Raw genomic sequence first — 17,464 nt, forward strand, 5'->3', positions numbered from 1 at the left:
GAATTCCGGGAGCAAGGCCGCCTTTCGGGAGCAAGCGGGGCCGGGTCGCCGCGCCGTGAGCCTGCCAAGGGAGCGCGTGGGCGACGCTGACGCGATCTCGCCGCTCTGGTCGTCCCTTTCGTCCCACCCGTGACGCCTGCGCCCGATCGTGGCGGGATCGCGTCACGGCCCGCCTGCGTAGTGTCCCGTGATCGAGGGCGGGCGTCGGGGACGGACGCCGCCGAGCTGGCGACGGTCTGCCACCCTCGCAAGCGACCGGCCCCGTCCGGTCCGGTCCAGGGGGTGACGGGATTCTGCCGCTCTGGACGCGTGGCGTGACGGGTGGGACGAGTGGGACGCAGCGAACGGCAGGATCGCGTCAACGGGGCTGCGTGAGCGGACGGGGTCAGGCGCGGACGTCGACGGCGATGCGGCCGTGGGCCTCGCCGGCGAGGAGGCGGGCGGCGGCGTCGATCGCACCGGCGAGCGGGACGGTCTCGGTCAGGCCGTCGAGGACGTCGAGGTCGAGGTCGCGGGCCAGCCGCGTCCACGCCGCCTCGCGGTCGGCCAGGGGAGCGACGACGGAGTCGACCCCGGCCAGCGTGACGGCGCGCAGGATGAAGGGCACCACGCTGGCGGGCAGGGACGCGGACCCGGCCAGGCCGCACGCCGTGACGGTGCTGCCGTATCGGGTCTGGGAGATGGCATTGGCGAGCACCTCGCCGCCGACGGTGTCGACGACGCCCGACCAGCGCTGCGACTGGAGCGGACGCCCCGCGCCGAGCAGGTCCGCGCGCGGGACGACCACCTCGGCGCCGAGGCCGCGCAGGTAGTCGCCGTACGCCTCCACACGTCCGGTGAGCGCCGCGACGTGGTGGCCGGCCGCGGCCAGCAGCAGGACGGCGATCGAGCCGACCCCGCCGGTCGCTCCCGTGACGAGGATCGGCTGCTCCGCCGTCGAGTTCACGTGCTCGCGTTCCAGGCGCAGGACGCACAGCGCCGCGGTGTAGCCGGCGGTCCCGATCGCTGCGGCGCGGGCGGCACTGATCGACGCCGGGCGCTTCACGAGCAGCTCGCCGGAGACGCGCGCCTGCGTGGCGAACGCCCCGTTGTGCGTCTCGGAGAGCCCGGTCCCGTTCAGGATCACCTCGTCGCCGGGACGCCAACGCCCGTCCTCGCTCTCCCGCACGGTGCCGACCAGGTCGATCCCGCCGATCAGCGGTGTGCTGCGGACCACGCCCGGGCGCCCGGTCAGCGCGAGCCCGTCCTTGTAGTTGATCCCGGAGTACGCGACGTCGACCAGCACGGGACCGTCCGTGGCCGGGGGCGGCCCGACCTCGTCCAGCGCGGCGGTGTTGACCGGCGCACCGGCCTCACCGGACTCGTTCTTCCTGATCACGATCGCTCTTCCCATGCCCCCATCCTCCCGCACCGCCCCGCGGCAGGGCCGCGTCGGGCAGAGTGGGCGCATGAGCACCGCAGTCACCGATCGTCCCGTCGTCCAGACCACCTCCGGCGCGGTGCGCGGCGTGTGGCGAGGCCCGTCCGCCGCCTTCCTCGGCGTACCGTTCGCGCAACCGCCGGTGGGGGACCTGCGGTTCGCCGCGCCCGTCGCCGCCCTGCCCTGGGCCGGGGTGCGGGACGCGTCCGAGCCGGGACCGACGCCGCAACGTCGCCCCTTCGGCGCGGTCACGACGATCCCCGAGCCGTCTATCCCCGGGGACGCCACGCTGAACGTGAACGTGTTCACCCCCGCTCCGGGAGAGGGCGCGGGGTTGCCCGTGCTCGTCTGGATCCACGGTGGCGGCTTCTTCGCCGGCTCACCGTCCAGTCCCTGGTACGACGGCCGGGCCTACAACAGGGACGGCGTCGTGACGGTCTCGCTGTCCTACCGGCTCGGCTTCGACGGCTTCGGCTGGATCGCGGACGCGCCCACCAACCGCGGCGTCCGCGACCTGCTGCTCGGACTGGAGTGGGTGCGCGACAACATCGCCGCGTTCGGCGGCGACCCGGGCCGGGTCACGATCTCCGGCCAGTCCGCCGGCGGGTCGGCGGTGATGGCGCTGCTGGCCTGCCCCGCCGCACAGGGCCTGTTCGGCGGGGTGATCGCGCACTCCGGCGCCGGCCTCTCCCAGCCGCTCGCCCGGGCGGAGGAGATCGGACGCGCGTTCGCCGAGCGTACAGGCGTCGCGCCCACCCGCGCGGGCTGGTCCTCCCTCAGCGAGGACGAGGTGCTGGACGCGCAGGCGGCCTTCATGGCCCCATCCGGTCCGCCGCCGGCCACGCCCGCTGAGTACGTCGCGACCACGCTCGCCAGCCGCGGGGTGGGGCTGCCGTTCGTGCCGTTGACCGGGGACGACGTCCTGCCGACCGGCATCGACGAGGCGATCGCGTCCGGCGTGGGCGCGGAGGTGGCGCTGCTGGCCGGGACGGTGGCGCACGAGTTCACGATGGTCACCGGCGAGTTCGCCCAGGCGTGGGCGGACGCCGACCCCGTCCGCGCGCTCACCGAGGGCGGGTTGTCGGCCGGGGTCGCCGCCGGGTACGTCGCCGCGCACCCCGAGTTGACCACGCCCGCGTTCCAGCTCGGCCAACTGGCCACCGACCTGAGCTTCCGGATCCCCACCCTCGCCTCGGCGGACGCGCGCGGCGCGGGCACCTGGGTCTACGACTTCCGCTGGCCGTCGCCGGTGCTCGGGCTGTCGTTCCACTGCCTCGACCTGCCGTTCGCGTGGGACCTGCTGGACGCGGAGGGCGTGGCTGCGTCCGCGGGCCCGCAGCCGCCGCAGGCCCTGGCCGACGAGATGCACGCGGCGTGGGTGCGGTTCATCGCGTCCGGCGACCCCGGCTGGGACGAGTGGGACGGCCACAACCCCCGCGTCCTCGGCGCCGCCCAGGCCGACACCTACGCCGCGACGAGGCTCCTCGCCGGCGCGCTCGGCGGCTGAGACGTCCGAGCGGAGGCCCGCGTCCCGACTCCCTGCTGTGCCCGAGATCCCGGCTTTCGCCGGGATGACAGGAGTGAGTTCCCCTGTCGTCCCGGGTTTGGCCGGGGGATTTCCGCGTCCCGGCTCCCTGCTGTGCCCCAGATCCCGGCTTTCGCCGGGATGACGTTTCCGCCCTCGCTGTCATCCCGGGCTTGACCCGGGATCTCCGGTTCGGGTGGGTTCCTGCTGTTTCCGGGGATCCCGGCTTTCGCCGGGATGGCGGAGGGAAGCTCGCTGTGACTCGGGGATCTCCCGTTCGCGTGGTGCCTGCTGCGTCCGGGGCGCCGGCGACTGGGCCCCGTCTCGGGAGGCTTCCTCGCCGAGCGGTTAGGCTTCTGGGCGTGGAGGATCCGAAACGCCAGGCCTGGATGTACCTCGTCGCCGGAGTGGTGGCGATCGTCGCCGCGATCTACTTCCTGTCGACCGAGAGCCAGGCGGGCACCTACGTGCTGCTCGACTGGGGGATCCTCGCCATGGGCGTCGTCGCGATCTACCGCGGCGGTAAGGGCTTCTACGACCTCCGCCGTGACCAGGCGAAGCCGACGTCGACCACGGTGATCCGTCCCGGGTCCTCCGAATCGAAGCCGAAGAAGCCGGACGACCCGGCCTGACCCCACCCTTCCCGACTCGGAGCGCATCATCTCTAGATATTTGGAATGACCGGTCAGTTCAACTACTCTCGTTCCTGACGAGAGGGCAGAACACATGAGCGCCACCACCAGTCGGCCCGAACCGGCAGCCGCAACACCGACCACGACGGACGCACCCGCCGTCCGCGCGTCCGGCCTGCAGCTCGACGGACGCCGCGGCCGGATCTACGGGCCGGTCGACCTCGACATCGCCCCCGGATCGCTGACCCTGGTCACCGGACGCGCCGGCTCGGGCCGCACGTCGCTCCTCCTCACGCTGGTGGGGCGGCTGAAGCCGAGCCGCGGCTCCGACCTCACCGTCCTCGGCCGCCGCCTGCCCGCCAGGGCGCCGTACGTCCAGCGGCGCACCGCCGCGGTCGGCGTCCACGGCCTCGACGACCTGGACGAGGAGGTGACGGTCGGCGCCGCCCTCAGGGAGCGGGAGGCCTGGCTGGCGCCGTGGTTCCGGATCGTCCGCACGCCTGACGACGACCGGGTCGCCGGGGTCTGTGCTCCGGTGTTCGGCGACGACCCGGTGCCGCGGGCCCGGCAGCTCGTCCACGAGCTCGATGAGGCGGCCAACCTGCGGTTCCGGCTGGCGCTCGCACTGCTCGGGGCGCCCGAGCTGGTCGTGGTCGACGACATCGACGCCCTCCGCGACACCGACAGCCGCCGCCGCGTGGGGGCGTCGCTGCAGGCGCTCGCGGCGTCCGGCGTGACCGTGATCGCGTCCGCATCGAGCGCGGCCGACCTGGCCCACCTGAGCAGCGGCACCCCGGCCCACCACGTCCCTCTCCCCCGCCTGACCGGGACGGAACCGTCCCCACCCCACCACCACACACCCTGCACAGAAGAAGAAGCCATGTTCGCCTGGACCTCCCACGGCACGGAGCTGAAGCGGTTCGCCCGCCAGCCGATCACCCGCGCAGCGATCGCCGTGATGCTGCTCATCCCCCTGCTCTACGGCGCCATGTACGTGTGGGCCTTCTGGGACCCGACCACGCGGATGGACGAACTGCCGGTCGCGCTGGTGAACGCCGACGTCGCAGCCAGGGATGACGACGGGACACTGCAGCACTACGGCCAGGACGTGGTCGACGAACTGCTCGACGACGGCTCGGTCGGCTGGAGGGTGGTGGACGCGGACGCGGCCGCCGCCGGCGTGAACGCAGGGACCTACTACTTCGCGGTGACGATCCCTGCCGACTTCACCTCCGACATCCTCTCCCTCGGCGAGGACGACCCGACCGCCGCGAGGATCATGGTCAGCTACGACGACAGCAACTCCTTCCTCGCCTCCACCCTGGGCAGGACGGCGATGACGGAGGTCCGCGACGCGGTCGTGAAGAAGGTCAGCAAGCAGGCCGTCAACACCCTGCTGGTCGGGGTGGGGGACGCCAGGGACGGGTTCGCGAAGGCCTCCGACGGTGCGTTCACCCTCGCCACGGGCCTGGCGGACGCGGCCGACGGCGCCGACACCCTCAACGTCGGCGCCCAGCAGCTGGCCGACGGCGCGGCGCAACTCGCTGCGGGCACCGACGACCTCAGCACCGGCGCGAAGACCCTGCACAGCAAGCTGGGTGACTACGTCGCCGGCGTCACCGCCGCGGCCGAGGGTGCCGAGCGGTTGAACGCCGGCGCGGCCCACCTCTCCGCCCTGCAGCAGGGCCTGGCGACCGCCGCCGATCCGACCACCGGCGCCCCCGCTCTCGCTGCGGGCGTCGACACGCTCGCCTCCGGCGTCACCACCCTCGCGAACGGTGCCACCAGCTACGCCGAAGGCGCCACCCAGTTCGCCGATGGTGCCGCGAACTGGACCGCCGGAGCCGACCAGTGGCTCGCCGGTGCCTCCGCGGCCACCGCGCCCGACGGCCAACTCGCCACCGGCACGAAGAAGCTCGCCTCGGGCGCCTCCGACCTCGCCGACGCGACCGCGTCCGGCTCGACGCTCGGCCAGGGCGCGGCGGCGGTCACCAAGGGTGCCGGTGACCTCGCGGACGGCCTGGACAGTGTCGACGGGCTGCTCGACAAGGCCCAGGAGGCGCTCGCCGACGGTGACACGACCTCGGCCGCCGCCTACCTGAGCGCAGCCCGGAAGGCGACCAGCGCCGCGCACGGCGGCGCCAAGGACTTGGCCACCGGGGCCGCGCAGGTGCAGGGCGGGATCGCGTCCGTCCATTCCGGGGCCACCGAGCTGGCCAGCGGCGCCTCCGCCGTCCAGGCCGGCTGGGCCGGCGTGCACGCCGTGCTCGCCTCGGACGGCTCGCTCGGCGTCGGCCTGACGAAGCTGGACGCCGCGCAGGAGCAGCTGGCGACCGGCGCGTCCGGCCTGACGACCGGCGCTGCCCAGCTCGCCGACCCCGCCACGCTGGCCGAGGTGGCGCAGCTGCAGTCCGGCGCGGACACGCTGGCCACCGGCCTGACCACGATGAGCGCGGCCGCGTCCGACAGCACGACCGGGATTCCGGCGCTGCAGTCCGGCCTCGCCCAGCTGGTCGCCGGCTTCGACGCCGCTGACCCCGAACAGGGCCTGGTCAGCGGGGCGAAGGCGCTGCGCTCGGGGGCTGGCACCCTCGCGGACGGGCTGGCCTCCGCAGACAGCGGGGCCACGAAGCTCAGTACCGGGTCGGGGGAGATCGCTGCGAACACGCCGACGCTCGCGTCCGGCCTCGACAAGGCCGAGAACGGGGCGGGGAGGCTCGGAGTGAAGCTTGCGGACGCGGCCGACCAGATCCCGTCCGACGGCACCAGCCTGCGGCACGACCGGGCGAAGGCGGTGTCCACACCGGTGACCCTCTCGTCCAGCCACGTGCACGAGGCCGCCTCCTGGGGCGAGGGTTTCGCGCCGTTCTTCATCTCGCTCGCGCTGTGGGTGGGCGCCCTGATCACCTGGCTGCTGCTGCGTCCGCTGCAGACGCGGGCGCTGATGACGTCGGTGAACGGCTTCCGGATGGCGTGGGGGTCGCTGAACTCCGCGCTGCTGCTCGCGCTCGGCCAGGTCACGATCATGCTCGTCGGTGATGCACTTCGCGATCGGCCTCGACCCGACCAGCGTGCTGGCCACGTTCGCGATGGCGATGCTGACCGCGGCGGCGTTCTTCGCCCTCCAGCAGTTCTTCCAGGTCACGCTCGGCTCGGCCGTGGGCAAGGTGGTGATCATCGTGCTGCTGATGGTGCAGCTGGCGTCCGCGGGCGGCACCTACCCGATCCAGACCACGCCGTCGTTCCTGCAGGCGATCAGCCCGTACATGCCGATGACCTACGCGGTGAACGGGTTGCGCGAGGCGATCACCGGCGGCATCGAGACCCGGTTCTGGACGAGCGTCGCCGTGCTGGCGGCTATCTTCGTGGTGTCGCTGGCCGCCACCTCGATCGCGTCCGCCCGCAAGCGGATGTGGACGATGTCGCGGCTGCACCCGGCGCTGAGCATCTAGGAGGCGGACGTGGAGGCCACGCAGGAGAAGCTCGACGGACGCGTCGCGCGGCGCACGGGCACGCGCGAGGCGATCATGGACGCGGCCACGGAGCTGTTCGCCGCACGCGGCGTGACGTCCACGTCGATCGACGACATCGCCGCGTCCGCGGGGATCGCGAAGGGGTCGATCTACTACAACTTCGACTCCAAGGCCGGGCTGGTCGAGGCGATCATGGCCCGCAGCCGTGAGCAGCTGGTCACCCGCCTCGCCGAGGCGTCGGACGGACGCACGGGAGCCGACCGCCAGGCCTCGGTGGTGCGGGCCCTCCTGGCGATGGTGGCCGAGCACACCGCGTCCGTGCGGGTGATGGTGAGCGAGCTGTTCCGTGAGGAGCGCTCGTGGGCGGAATCGATCAAGGCCTGGCGGGACACCGCCCTCGCCCCGCTGGCCGACGACTTGGTCGCCTCGGGAGCAGACCCCGCGGAGGCGTCGCTCCGGGCGGCCGCCGTGGTCGGCGCGAGCCTGACCGCCGGCCTGGAGTGGCTGGTCTTCCATCCCGAGCGCACGCACGCCGAGGTCGCGTCCGCCGTCCTCGCCGCACTCAGCCGCTGAGCGGCAACACGCACTGCGCGGCACGATAGGAACCGTCCCCATCGTGCCGGGGGATCGTTGGGGACGGTTCCTAACGTGCCACCTCAGCGCAGCGGGGGCTGGGCCTGCTGGGCGGCGACGCCGGCGGACTGTTTCGTCGCGCCGGGCTGGCCGTCGGCGATCGGCTCGACCACGACGGCCGTGCCGTAGGCGCAGACCTCGGTGAACGCCTGGCCGATCGAGCCGGTGTCGAAGCGCATGCCCACGATGCCGTTGGCGCCGCGGGCGACCGCGTCCTGCCACATCCGCTGCATCACCTGCTGGCGGCTCTCGTAGACGAGACGCGTGTACTCGTCGACCTCGCCGCCGCCGATGGCACGGAAGCTGGCCACGAAGTTGGCGCCGATGTTGGCGCTGCGCACGGTCATTCCCATGACCTCGCCGAGCACGGCCTCGATCCGGTAGCCCGGGATGTCGTTACTGGTGACGATCAACATGGGGCAATCCTAGGCGTGCCCCAATAGGGCGTGATGAAATCGCCGCAAACAATGCAGGGTCGCCTGTTCGGCGATTTCCCGCAAGTGTCGGACGGATTGGCTCAGTCGCGCTTGTAGGCGTCCCTGAGGTTGTCGTCCGAGCGCTGCCGGAATTGCGCCACCATTCCCAGGATGGCCAGCACCACGAAGCCGATCGTCCATGCGAAGTGGGCGGTGAAGTCCGTGCGCCACAGGTCCTGGTTGAACCAGTCCAGCCGGTTGCCGAGGACTGCCTGCACGCCGTCGAGGACCGTTCCCGCGCCGACCAGAGCGGTGAGGACGATCAGGAGGACCTTCGGCAGGTTCAGCGCCCAGCCGACCATGACCAGGCCTGCCGCCACCACCAGTCCCATCGAGAACGCGATCCAGCCGGGAGTGTGCAGGGCCGATGAAACTACCTGGCCGAGCCCCCAGCCGACCGCTCCCATCGAGATCAGCACCGCGACGGCGTAGAAGGCGAAAGCCAGCCACGCGACGACCAACGCCAGCACCAGCGCGAACACCCACCAGGGCACCTGGCTGAGCACGCTGTCGCCGAGCGACTGCAGCAGGGAGGCGTGCAGCACAAGGCCCGCGCCGAAGCCCACGAGCGCGCCCCACAGCGCGAGGACCACCCTGGCCGCGGGGTATCCCAGGAAGCAGAAAACCAGGCCCAGGACGATTTCGGCCACCCCCACCCAGACCGGGTCCATTGCCAGAACCATGCGGTGAGAGTACCCGCTGGCCCGGCCGAATCACACTCGGTCGCTGAACTTTCTCGTCCGGCCACGACATTCGTCCCCGGAATCGTACGGAATGGGCCTTTGGTGTCCCCCATTGGGGGGCTGGCGGATCGCGCGCCGACGTGCTCGGCGCCACGGTTGGCCGAACGGGGGGACGCCGCCGCCGCGGCTGCACGTTCGTCCGACGTCGCGGTCCCCCCAGCGAGACCCGTCCGGCTCGGTCCCACGGCCAACGACAATGGGGGCATGGCTCCCATCGAACCCGCTGCCATCTACTTCCGCCTCGCCCAGCTGGGCCTGCCGATGCCCGAGGACATCCAGGACTCCGCGACGGCGAAGCTCGTCGCGCCGATCATCGCGCGACAGCGCGAGCTCAGCCGGCGCCTCTCCGACCGCCTGTGCGCGGCCGACCAGCGCATCCAGAACTGGCTGGACGACTTCCTCGCCGACACCGGCACCACCCCGCACCTGCCGCGCCGCACCTTCGTGCTGGACGAGCCGGGCCTGGCCAGGGCGCTCTCGCTGCCCCTGGACGCCGACGAGTTCTCCTCCCCGCTGCTGAGCAGCTACCGACTGGCGAACGGCGTCCTGCACAACCCCGCGAACGACCGGCGCACCACGGCCGGAGTGTTCCACATCGCCGAGGGTGGCCTGCCCATCCCCGACGACAAGCTCGCCGTCCCGAAGGCCGTCTACGCCAAGCTGCTGGAACTCGCGTTCCAGCCGCCGGAGGTCGACCTCGTCCTGCCGTACACCGCCAACCAGGCCCAGCCGGCGGCGTGCTTCGTGTCGTTGCAGCTGCGTCCGCTGGTCGCCCCCGAGGTGCCGGGCTGGGTGCGGGAGAAGCGGATGGAGACCCGGTTCATCGTCCCGGGTGGCCTGGTCGCGAACCTCGACTTCGTCGAGGGCATCTTCGGCAACGGGGGCGACCCGTACCTGCCGGAGAACGACGCGTCCCTCGCCCCGGAGACGTGGACGGGCCACACCGGCGCGGTGATCCTCGCCCCGCACCTGACGAAGGTGACGAAGAAGTCCCTCGGACTGCCGCACGTGAGCGAGGCGACCGCGCGGCAGAAGCGCGACGGCATGTGCTGGGAGTCCGAGGACGAGTGCTACAACGGCGGGCAGGCGTTCAAGGCGTGTGCGCGGGACGAGCGCGGCGTGATCGTGACCGTGATCGCCGACAACTACTTCGGCTACTGCAAGAAGGAGGTCAAGACCCAGATCTCCTACTCGGCGAACCTGTTCGGCAACGCGGAGGAGGAGCACGCCGGCGGCGCGCTGGTCTTCCCGTCCTACAACCTCGGCCAGGAGTACACGGTCAGCGCGCGCAACGACGAGGTCTACACCCTCGCCGATGTGCTCGAGCGTGACCCCGAGCGGTTCCACCTGCAGCCGGAGGGGCACGCCGTCGACTCCGAGCAGCCCCACATCGTGCTGGTCCCGATGGACGCCCACTTCTCGCTGCGGACGCAGGCCGTCACCTGGACGAACCCCAACGGCAGCGAGAGCTCGATCAGGCTGCGCGCGGACAAGTCGTACCTGACGCCGGACGGCTACCAGGTGGAGATGCTCCAGCAGGCGGCCGACCGCACCCAGTGGAGCCTGCGCGGCACGGTGGCGACCGCGACCAGCTGCCACAAGCCGGCCACCGTGTCCGGCGGCGGCAAGTCGGAGATCTCCAAGGCGATCACCGACGCCTTCATCTTCGGCAACGCCTACTCCCCGGACTTCGACGCCGACATGGACGCGGTCGCCGCGATCCTCGACCGTGACTTCTCCGACCGGTTCGCCGACCCGGCGCTGTGCGGCACCGACCAGCGGCGGCTGCTCGCCGACAACCGCTCCATCGGCAGCGTGATCAAGCTGCTCACCCCCGGAGCGGAGTACACCGACGAGTACAACGCCTGGCTGGAGTCCATCCCGCAGCACATCTCCGAGCTGGTCTACGTCGTCAAGCGGTTCTACCGTCCCGAGTGGGGCACCGACTGGCGCAGCCACTTCACCGTCGGCATCATCAACGGCCGCCGCGGCGTGCAGCTGCGCCTGGACGGCGAGAAGATCATGGTGAACATGCTGCGCGTCGGCTTCGAGACCGACGGCTCCTGGCGGCTGTTCGGCCTGCGGCACGACTTCAACCCCGCCGTGAAGGTGCAGACCGAGGACGACATCACCGCCTCGGTCGTGATCAGCGGACGCATGGTTGGGCAGGACTCCGACCGCTCCTACAAGCTGGTCGAGAACTGCGAGAACCTGCTGTTCCAGCGGCCCGACGACGCGATCCACCGCGGCTACGACAAGCAGACCGAACGCGACCTGACGCAGCCCGACACATTCCTGTCGAACTTCGAGCCGCTGACCCACGCGGACGCGGTCGCGATGCGGGACGACGCGGTGGCGTTCAGCCAGTTCACCGAGCCGATGCAGAAGCTGATCAGCGACTTCGCCGACTCCGACCCCGGCTCCTCGCCCGCGTACTTCGTGTCGTCTGCGAACCCGCGGCTCGTGGACGGCAAGCCGAGCAAGAACCCGCGCTACCTGCAGAAGCGTCCCGACCGCACGAACGCCGTCGCCACGGCCACCTCGGACCTGGCGTCCCACCTCGTCCGCAAGCTGCCGGCGGACGCGCCGCTGCCGCTGCCGGTGGACGTGGTCGCGGCCGGCCGGAGGAACAACCCGCCGGACGGCCCCGTCCCGCCGCTGTGCTCGTACAACCCGCTGCACTACATGGAGCTGCCGGAGCTGTTCGCCGAGTTCATCTCCTCGATGACCGGCAAGTCCCCGTCCACCACGGGCGCGGGCTCCGAGGGCGCGATGACCAAGGGCCCGTTCAACGCGATGCCCGCCGTGCTCGACCTCAACGCCGCGCTGCTGTCGTTCGCGCTCACCCGCGACGACGGCTGGGTGTCCTGCGCGGGCTTCGTCGGCCCGCAGGTCCGGGTCGACCACGACATCTCGATGCTCGTGCCCGAGGTGTTCAGCCGGATGACGCCGACCGAGCGCAGGGCGGCGAACCTGATCGCCGAGGGCGCGCTCGAGCCGATCCCCGACTTCGAGCACGACGGACGCACCGTGCTCGCGAGCCGGCTCGGCTACCGGATGACGCAGGCGTTCGCCCGCAAGTACTTCGGCCGGATCTTCCTGCACCCGCACGCGGTGTTCACCCCGGAGATGCTGCGTCCCGAACTCCAGGACGCCGACATCTTCGCCGAGTCGGTGGACGTGATCGTCGCCACCCACCAGCGGGTCGCCCAGTCCTACTTCGACGACGGCACGATCAGCCTGGCCATCCCGCCGCTGAAGGCGCTGCTGGAGATCATGGCCCACGGCGCCTCCGCCGAGGGCTGGACGCTGGGCACCCCGGAGTTCCGGGCGCTGTTCAGCAGGGAGTCGATCGTCGCGTCCGACTGGTACGCCGCGCGCCTGGACGCCAAGCAGGCCGCGGCGGTCACCCGCGCCGACGCCGGCCTGAAGGCGCTGGAGAAGTTCATCTCCACGCCGGGCAACGAGGAGCCGTCCGAGCGCCTCGACGTGCCGCGACGGATCGCGGCGGCCCAGGCCGAGTACGACAAGTTCAGCAGCGACGCCTACCGCGCAGGGATCGTCGGGACGGTGGGCCGCCAGCCCTTGTGAGACGCGAGAATGGGCGGGTGAGTCTGTCTGCGCAACCGTCCCTGGGAAGCACTCCGGTGAGGAACGACCCGGAGGGCACCACGGCGGGCGGTCCCGCGCGCGCCACCCTCGACGGCAATGAGGCGGCGGCGCGGGTCGCGCACGCGCTGAGCGAGGTGCTCGCGATCTACCCGATCACGCCGTCCTCGGCGATGGGGGAGTCGGCGGACGCGTGGTCGGCCGCCGGCAGGACCAACCTGTGGGGCTCGGTCCCCGAGGTCGTCGAGCTGCAGTCCGAGGCGGGTGCGGCCGGCGCGCTGCACGGCGCGGTGACGAAGGGCGTCCTCGGCGCGACGTTCACCGCGTCCCAGGGCCTGCTGCTGATGCTGCCGAACATGTACAAGATCGCCGGCGAGCTCACCCCCGCGGTGATCCACGTCGCGGCGCGGACGGTCGCCACGCACGCGCTGAGCATCTTCGGTGACCACTCCGACGTGATGGCCGCGCGCACCACGGGATGGGCGATGCTGTGCGCGTCCAGCGTGCAGGAGGCGCACGACTTCGCGCTGGTCGCCCACGCGGCCACGCTGCGCACCCGCGTCCCGTTCGTGCACTTCTTCGACGGCTTCCGGACCAGCCACGAGGTGAACACGATCGACCTGCTGGCCGACGCCGACCTGCGCGCCCTGGTGCGGGAGGAGGACGTGCTCGCCCACCGGTCCCGCGGCCTCACCCCGGACGCCCCGGTGGTGCGCGGCGTGGCGGAGAACCCGGACACCTTCTTCCAGGCGGCGGAGGCGGCGAACCCGTTCCACTTCGCGGTGCCCGAGGCCGTCGCGGAGGTGTTCGACGAGCTGGCCGGACGCACCGGACGCCGCTACTCGCTGGTCGACTACCACGGTGCGCCCGACGCCGAGCGGGTGGTCGTGGCGATGGGCTCGGCCGCCGGCTGCCTGGCCGAGACCGTCGACGAGCTCGTCCGGCGCGGCGAGAAGGTGGGCCTGGTCACGATCCGGCTGTACCGTCCGTTCCCGGTCGAGGCGTTCCTTGCCGCGCTGCCGCCGAGCGTCCGCTCGATCGCCGTGCTGGATCGCACGAAGGAGGTCGGCGCCCCCGCCGAGCCGCTGCACGCCGACGTCCTGGTCGCCCTGGCCGGCGCCGCCCTTCGTGACGCTCGCTTCGCTCGCTCCTCAGGGAGCGTCGACTCAACGGTCCCTGAGGAGCAGCCGAGGAACGAGGCTGCGTCACGAAGGGCCGCCGTCAGTGTGATCGGTGGCCGCTACGGGCTGTCGTCCAAGGAGTTCACGCCGCCGATGGCGAAGGCCGTCTTCGACGAACTCGCGAAGGACGCCCCGAAGCCCCGCTTCACCGTCGGCATCGTCGACGACGTCACGCACCTCTCGCTCACCCCCGACGCCGGCTTCGCCGTCCCCGAGGACGCGGTGTCGGCGGTCTTCTACGGGCTCGGCTCGGACGGCACGGTGGGCGCGGCCAAGAACTCGGTGAAGATCATCGGTGCCCGCCCGGACGCGTACGCGCAGGGCTACTTCGTCTACGACTCGCGCAAGTCGGGGGCGGTCACGGTCTCGCACCTGCGCTTCGGCAACGCGCCGATCCGGTCGACCTACCTGGTTGGCGCGGCGGACTTCGTCGGCGTCCACCAGTTCGGGCTGCTGGCGTCGATGAAGACCGTCGACGTGGCGCGTCCCGGCGCGACGCTGCTGCTCAACTCCCCCTACGGCGAGGACACCTGGGAGCACCTGCCGGTGGAGGTGCAGGCCGAGATCGCGGCCAAGCGCCTGCGCACCTGGGTGATCGACGCCGAGGCGGTCGCGAAGGCCGCAGGGCTGGGCAAGCGGATCAACACCGTCATGCAGCCGTGCTTCTTCTACCTCTCCGGCGTGCTGCCGGCCGACGAGGCCGTCGCCGCGATCAAGGCGTCGGTCGAGAAGACCTACGGGCTGCGCGGACGCACGGTCGTCGAGCGGAACTTCGCCGCCATCGACGCGGCGATCGCCGCGCTGCGGCCGCTGCCGGCGGGCCTGCGTCCGTCCAGCCACACCCACCGGCTGCCCGCGCTGCCGGACGCGGCCGGCGACTTCGTGAAGCGGGTCACCGGCGCGATGCTGCACGGCCAGGGCGACTTGCTGCCGGTGAGTGCGGTGCCGGTGGACGGGACGTGGCCGACCGGGACGTCGAAGTGGGAGAAACGAGGGATCGCGGCGGAGTTGCCGGTCTGGGACCCGTCCCTGTGCATCGACTGCGGCAAGTGCGCGGTGGTCTGCCCGCACGCGGCGATCCGGATCAAGCTCGCCGACCCCGCCGACCTGACCGGAGCACCCGAAGGGTTCCGCGACAAGGAGTTCAAGGACAGGGCGAACCCCGGCCGGCGGCTGGTCGTCCAGGTCGCGCCGGACGACTGCACGGGCTGCGGGATCTGCTCCGACATCTGCCCCGCCCGCGACAAGAGCGAGTTCAAGCACAAGTCGCTGGACATGCTGCCCGCGCGCGAGCATCGCGAGGCCGAGCGGGCGAACTTCGACTTCTTCCTCGGCCTGCCGGAGGTCGACCGGACGCAGGTGCGGCTCGACCAGGTGAAGGGCGTGGCCCAGCTGCAGCCGCTGTTCGAGTTCTCGCTGGCCTGCTCGGGGTGCGGCGAGACGCCGTACATCAAGACGCTCACCCAGCTGTTCGGCGACCGGATGGTCATCGCGAACGCGACCGGCTGCTCGTCCATCTTCGGCGGCAACCTGCCGACCACCCCGTACACGACCAACCCCGAGGGACGCGGCCCCGCCTGGTCGAACTCGCTGTTCGAGGACAACGCGGAGTTCGGCCTCGGCATGCGGATCGCGTGGGAGCACCAGCACACCGAGGCCGTCCGCCTGCTGGAGGAGTTGCGCAACGAGGTCGGCCACGACCTGGCGGACGCGATCCTGTCCGCCGACCAGTCCGACGAGGCGGGCCTCGCCGCCCAGCGCGCCCGCGTCGCCGACCTGAAGCGCGCGCTCGCCACCCACGTGTCCCCGGTCCCTGAGGAGCGGGCGCAGCGAGCGTCACGAAGCGCTGGTGATGTGGGTGTGACGGACGCCCTTCGTGACGCCGGCTCCCTCGCAAGCTCGGGAGCCGGCTCCTCAGGGAGCGTTTCGTTCACGGTCCCTGAGGAGCGAGCCGCAGGGGGCGTTGTCCCCACGGTCCCTGAGGAGCGAGCGCAGCGAGCGTCACGAAGGGCCGCCGACGCCGACGCGTCCGGGATCACGAGGAACACGGCGCAGGCGGCCGCCCGGCTGCTGTCCCTGGCCGACGAGCTCGTCGAGAAGTCCGTCTGGATCGTCGGCGGCGACGGCTGGGCCTACGACATCGGCTACGGCGGGCTGGACCACGTGCTCGGCTCCGGACGGAACGTGAACATCCTCGTGCTGGACACGGAGGTGTACTCCAACACCGGAGGGCAGGCGTCGAAGGCGAGCCCCCGGGGCGCGACGGCCAAGTTCGCGACCGCGGGCAAGTCCACCCCGAAGAAGGACCTCGGGATGCTCGCCCAGGCCTACGGCAACGTGTACGTCGCGCAACTGGCGATCGGGGCGAACCACCAGCAGACCGTCCGGGCGATGCTGGAGGCACAGGCGTGGCCGGGGCCGTCCCTGCTGATCGCGTACTCGACCTGCATTGCGCACGGCATCGACATGGCCACGTCGATGAGCCACCAGACCGAGGCGGTCAGCAGCGGCTACTGGCCGCTGTACCGGTTCCGTCCCGGCGGGGACGGCCACCCGCTGCACCTGGACAGCCGTCCGCCGAGCACGCCCGTGCGCGACTTCATGCTCGGCGAGGCCCGGTTCGCCATGCTGGCGAGGGCGAATCCCGCCCGCGCAGAGGAATTGGCGGCGTTGGCCCAAGCGGACGCCGACGAACGCTGGCACTATTACTCGCAACTGGCCGGTGTGGAACGGGCACTGCCGGCGGTCAAGGAGGAACCATGAGGCCCCAACTGGCCACCACCTACCTCGGGCTGCCGCTGTCCGGTCCCGTGATCGCCTCGGCCTGTCCGCTGACCGGACGCCTCGACGCACTGCTGGAGCTGGAGGCCGCGGGCGCGTCCGCCGTCGTCCTGCCGAGCCTGTTCGAGGAGGAGGTGCTCGCCGAGGAGGGCCGGCTCGCCGACCTGCTCGGCACCGGGGACGACTTCGTCGAGTTCAGCGGTGCGCCGCTGCCCGACATGGACCAGCCCGACCTCGGCGCCGGCCGCTTCGTCGGCCTGCTGCGCAAGGCCAAGCAGCAGCTGCGGATCCCGGTGATCGCCAGCCTCAACGCGACCCGTCCCGGCTCGTGGCAGCGCTACGCCGCCGAGCTGGCCGACGCGGGCGCGGACGCGCTCGAGCTGAACCTGTACACGATGTCCACCGACCCGGGCGTCTCCTCCTCCGACCTCGAGCTCGCCCACCTGGCGGCGATCGAGGCGGTCAAGATCGCCGTCGACATCCCGCTGTCGGTGAAGCTGTCCCCGTACTACGCGGCGATGTCGACGTTCTGCGCGCAGGCGGTGGACGCCGGCGCCGACGGGCTGGTGCTGTTCAACCGGTTCTACGCGCCCGACATCGACCTCGAGCGGCTCGCGCTGCTGGCCAGGGCCGACCTGTCCGAGCCCGACGACCAGCGGATCGTGCTGCGCTGGCTCGGCATCCTCCGCGGCCAGCTCCCGGAGACCAGCCTCGCGTGCACGTCCGGCGTCCATTCCGGCGCGGAGGTGCTGAAGGCCCTGCTGGTCGGGGCGGACGTGGCCTGCACGGCGTCGGCGATCCTGCGCCGCGGTCCGGAGGCGATCACGCTGATGCTGGCCGAGGTGGAGGCCTGGCTGACCGTCCACGAGTACGAGAGCATCGCCCAGCTGCGCGGGTCGATGAGCGCGGCCTCCGTCCCTGACACCTCCGCGTACGAGCGCGCGCAGTACGCCGCCGTCCTGCACTCCGGCAACTACGCCTGACCCCGGCC

General features: G+C 71.8%; 10 protein-coding genes and 1 pseudogene. 8 read left to right on the forward strand and 3 right to left on the reverse strand.

What is annotated here, in order from left to right; all coding sequences use genetic code 11:
* Window positions 1-385 precede the first annotated feature (385 nt).
* Window positions 386-1,393 carry an MDR family oxidoreductase gene (locus tag QM779_RS16000; RefSeq protein WP_428537193.1) on the reverse strand — a complete coding sequence of 336 codons (1,008 nt, stop codon included), beginning with the start codon at window positions 1,391-1,393 and terminating at the stop codon, window positions 386-388.
* Between the two features lie 55 nt (window positions 1,394-1,448).
* Between QM779_RS16000 and QM779_RS16005 the strand changes: the two genes are divergently transcribed.
* From QM779_RS16005 to QM779_RS16025, 5 genes and pseudogenes are all read left to right on the forward strand, one after another.
* Window positions 1,449-2,927 (forward strand): carboxylesterase/lipase family protein, encoded by a 1,479-nt coding sequence (locus tag QM779_RS16005; RefSeq protein WP_428537196.1) that lies wholly within the window; start codon window positions 1,449-1,451, stop codon window positions 2,925-2,927.
* Window positions 2,928-3,307: 380 nt separating this feature from the next.
* Window positions 3,308-3,577: a hypothetical protein gene (locus tag QM779_RS16010; RefSeq protein ID WP_428537199.1), complete on the forward strand. Its 270-nt coding sequence runs from the start codon at window positions 3,308-3,310 to the stop codon at window positions 3,575-3,577.
* Window positions 3,578-3,671: 94 nt separating this feature from the next.
* A pseudogene (locus QM779_RS16015) lies at window positions 3,672-5,120 on the forward strand (YhgE/Pip family protein); the annotation flags it as partial.
* Between the two features lie 1,546 nt (window positions 5,121-6,666).
* A complete protein-coding gene (locus QM779_RS16020; protein ID WP_428538477.1) occupies window positions 6,667-7,029 on the forward strand; it encodes a YhgE/Pip family protein in 363 nt (120 codons plus the stop codon).
* Between the two features lie 111 nt (window positions 7,030-7,140).
* On the forward strand, window positions 7,141-7,623 hold the full coding sequence (locus tag QM779_RS16025) for a TetR/AcrR family transcriptional regulator (RefSeq protein ID WP_428537202.1): 483 nt from the start codon (window positions 7,141-7,143) through the stop codon (window positions 7,621-7,623).
* An 83-nt stretch (window positions 7,624-7,706) separates the two neighbouring features.
* Here the strand turns inward: QM779_RS16025 and QM779_RS16030 are convergent, their stop codons facing one another.
* Both QM779_RS16030 and QM779_RS16035 read right to left on the reverse strand, forming a co-directional pair.
* Complete coding sequence (locus QM779_RS16030) at window positions 7,707-8,099, reverse strand: YbjQ family protein (RefSeq protein ID WP_428537205.1); 393 nt, start codon at window positions 8,097-8,099, stop codon at window positions 7,707-7,709.
* 101 nt (window positions 8,100-8,200) lie between these two features.
* Window positions 8,201-8,842, reverse strand: a complete 642-nt coding sequence (locus QM779_RS16035; protein WP_428537208.1) for a DUF4203 domain-containing protein — start codon at window positions 8,840-8,842, stop codon at window positions 8,201-8,203.
* A gap of 264 nt (window positions 8,843-9,106) precedes the next feature.
* Between QM779_RS16035 and QM779_RS16040 the strand changes: the two genes are divergently transcribed.
* From QM779_RS16040 to QM779_RS16050, 3 genes are read left to right on the forward strand one after another with little or no spacing between them, the layout of a single operon-like run.
* Window positions 9,107-12,493, forward strand: a complete 3,387-nt coding sequence (locus tag QM779_RS16040) for a hypothetical protein (protein ID WP_428537210.1) — start codon at window positions 9,107-9,109, stop codon at window positions 12,491-12,493.
* A gap of 56 nt (window positions 12,494-12,549) precedes the next feature.
* The gene (gene nifJ, locus QM779_RS16045; protein WP_428537213.1) at window positions 12,550-16,455 is read left to right on the forward strand and encodes a pyruvate:ferredoxin (flavodoxin) oxidoreductase; all 3,906 of its coding nucleotides are present in this window, start codon (window positions 12,550-12,552) and stop codon (window positions 16,453-16,455) included.
* On the forward strand, window positions 16,452-17,456 hold the full coding sequence (locus QM779_RS16050; RefSeq protein ID WP_428537216.1) for a dihydroorotate dehydrogenase-like protein: 1,005 nt from the start codon (window positions 16,452-16,454) through the stop codon (window positions 17,454-17,456). Before nifJ ends, QM779_RS16050 begins: the two co-directional genes overlap by 4 nt.
* The last annotated feature ends 8 nt before the right edge of the window (window positions 17,457-17,464 follow it).

The sequence above is a fragment of the Propionicimonas sp. genome, from assembly GCF_049840635.1.
Lineage (GTDB): Bacteria > Actinomycetota > Actinomycetes > Propionibacteriales > Propionibacteriaceae > Propionicimonas.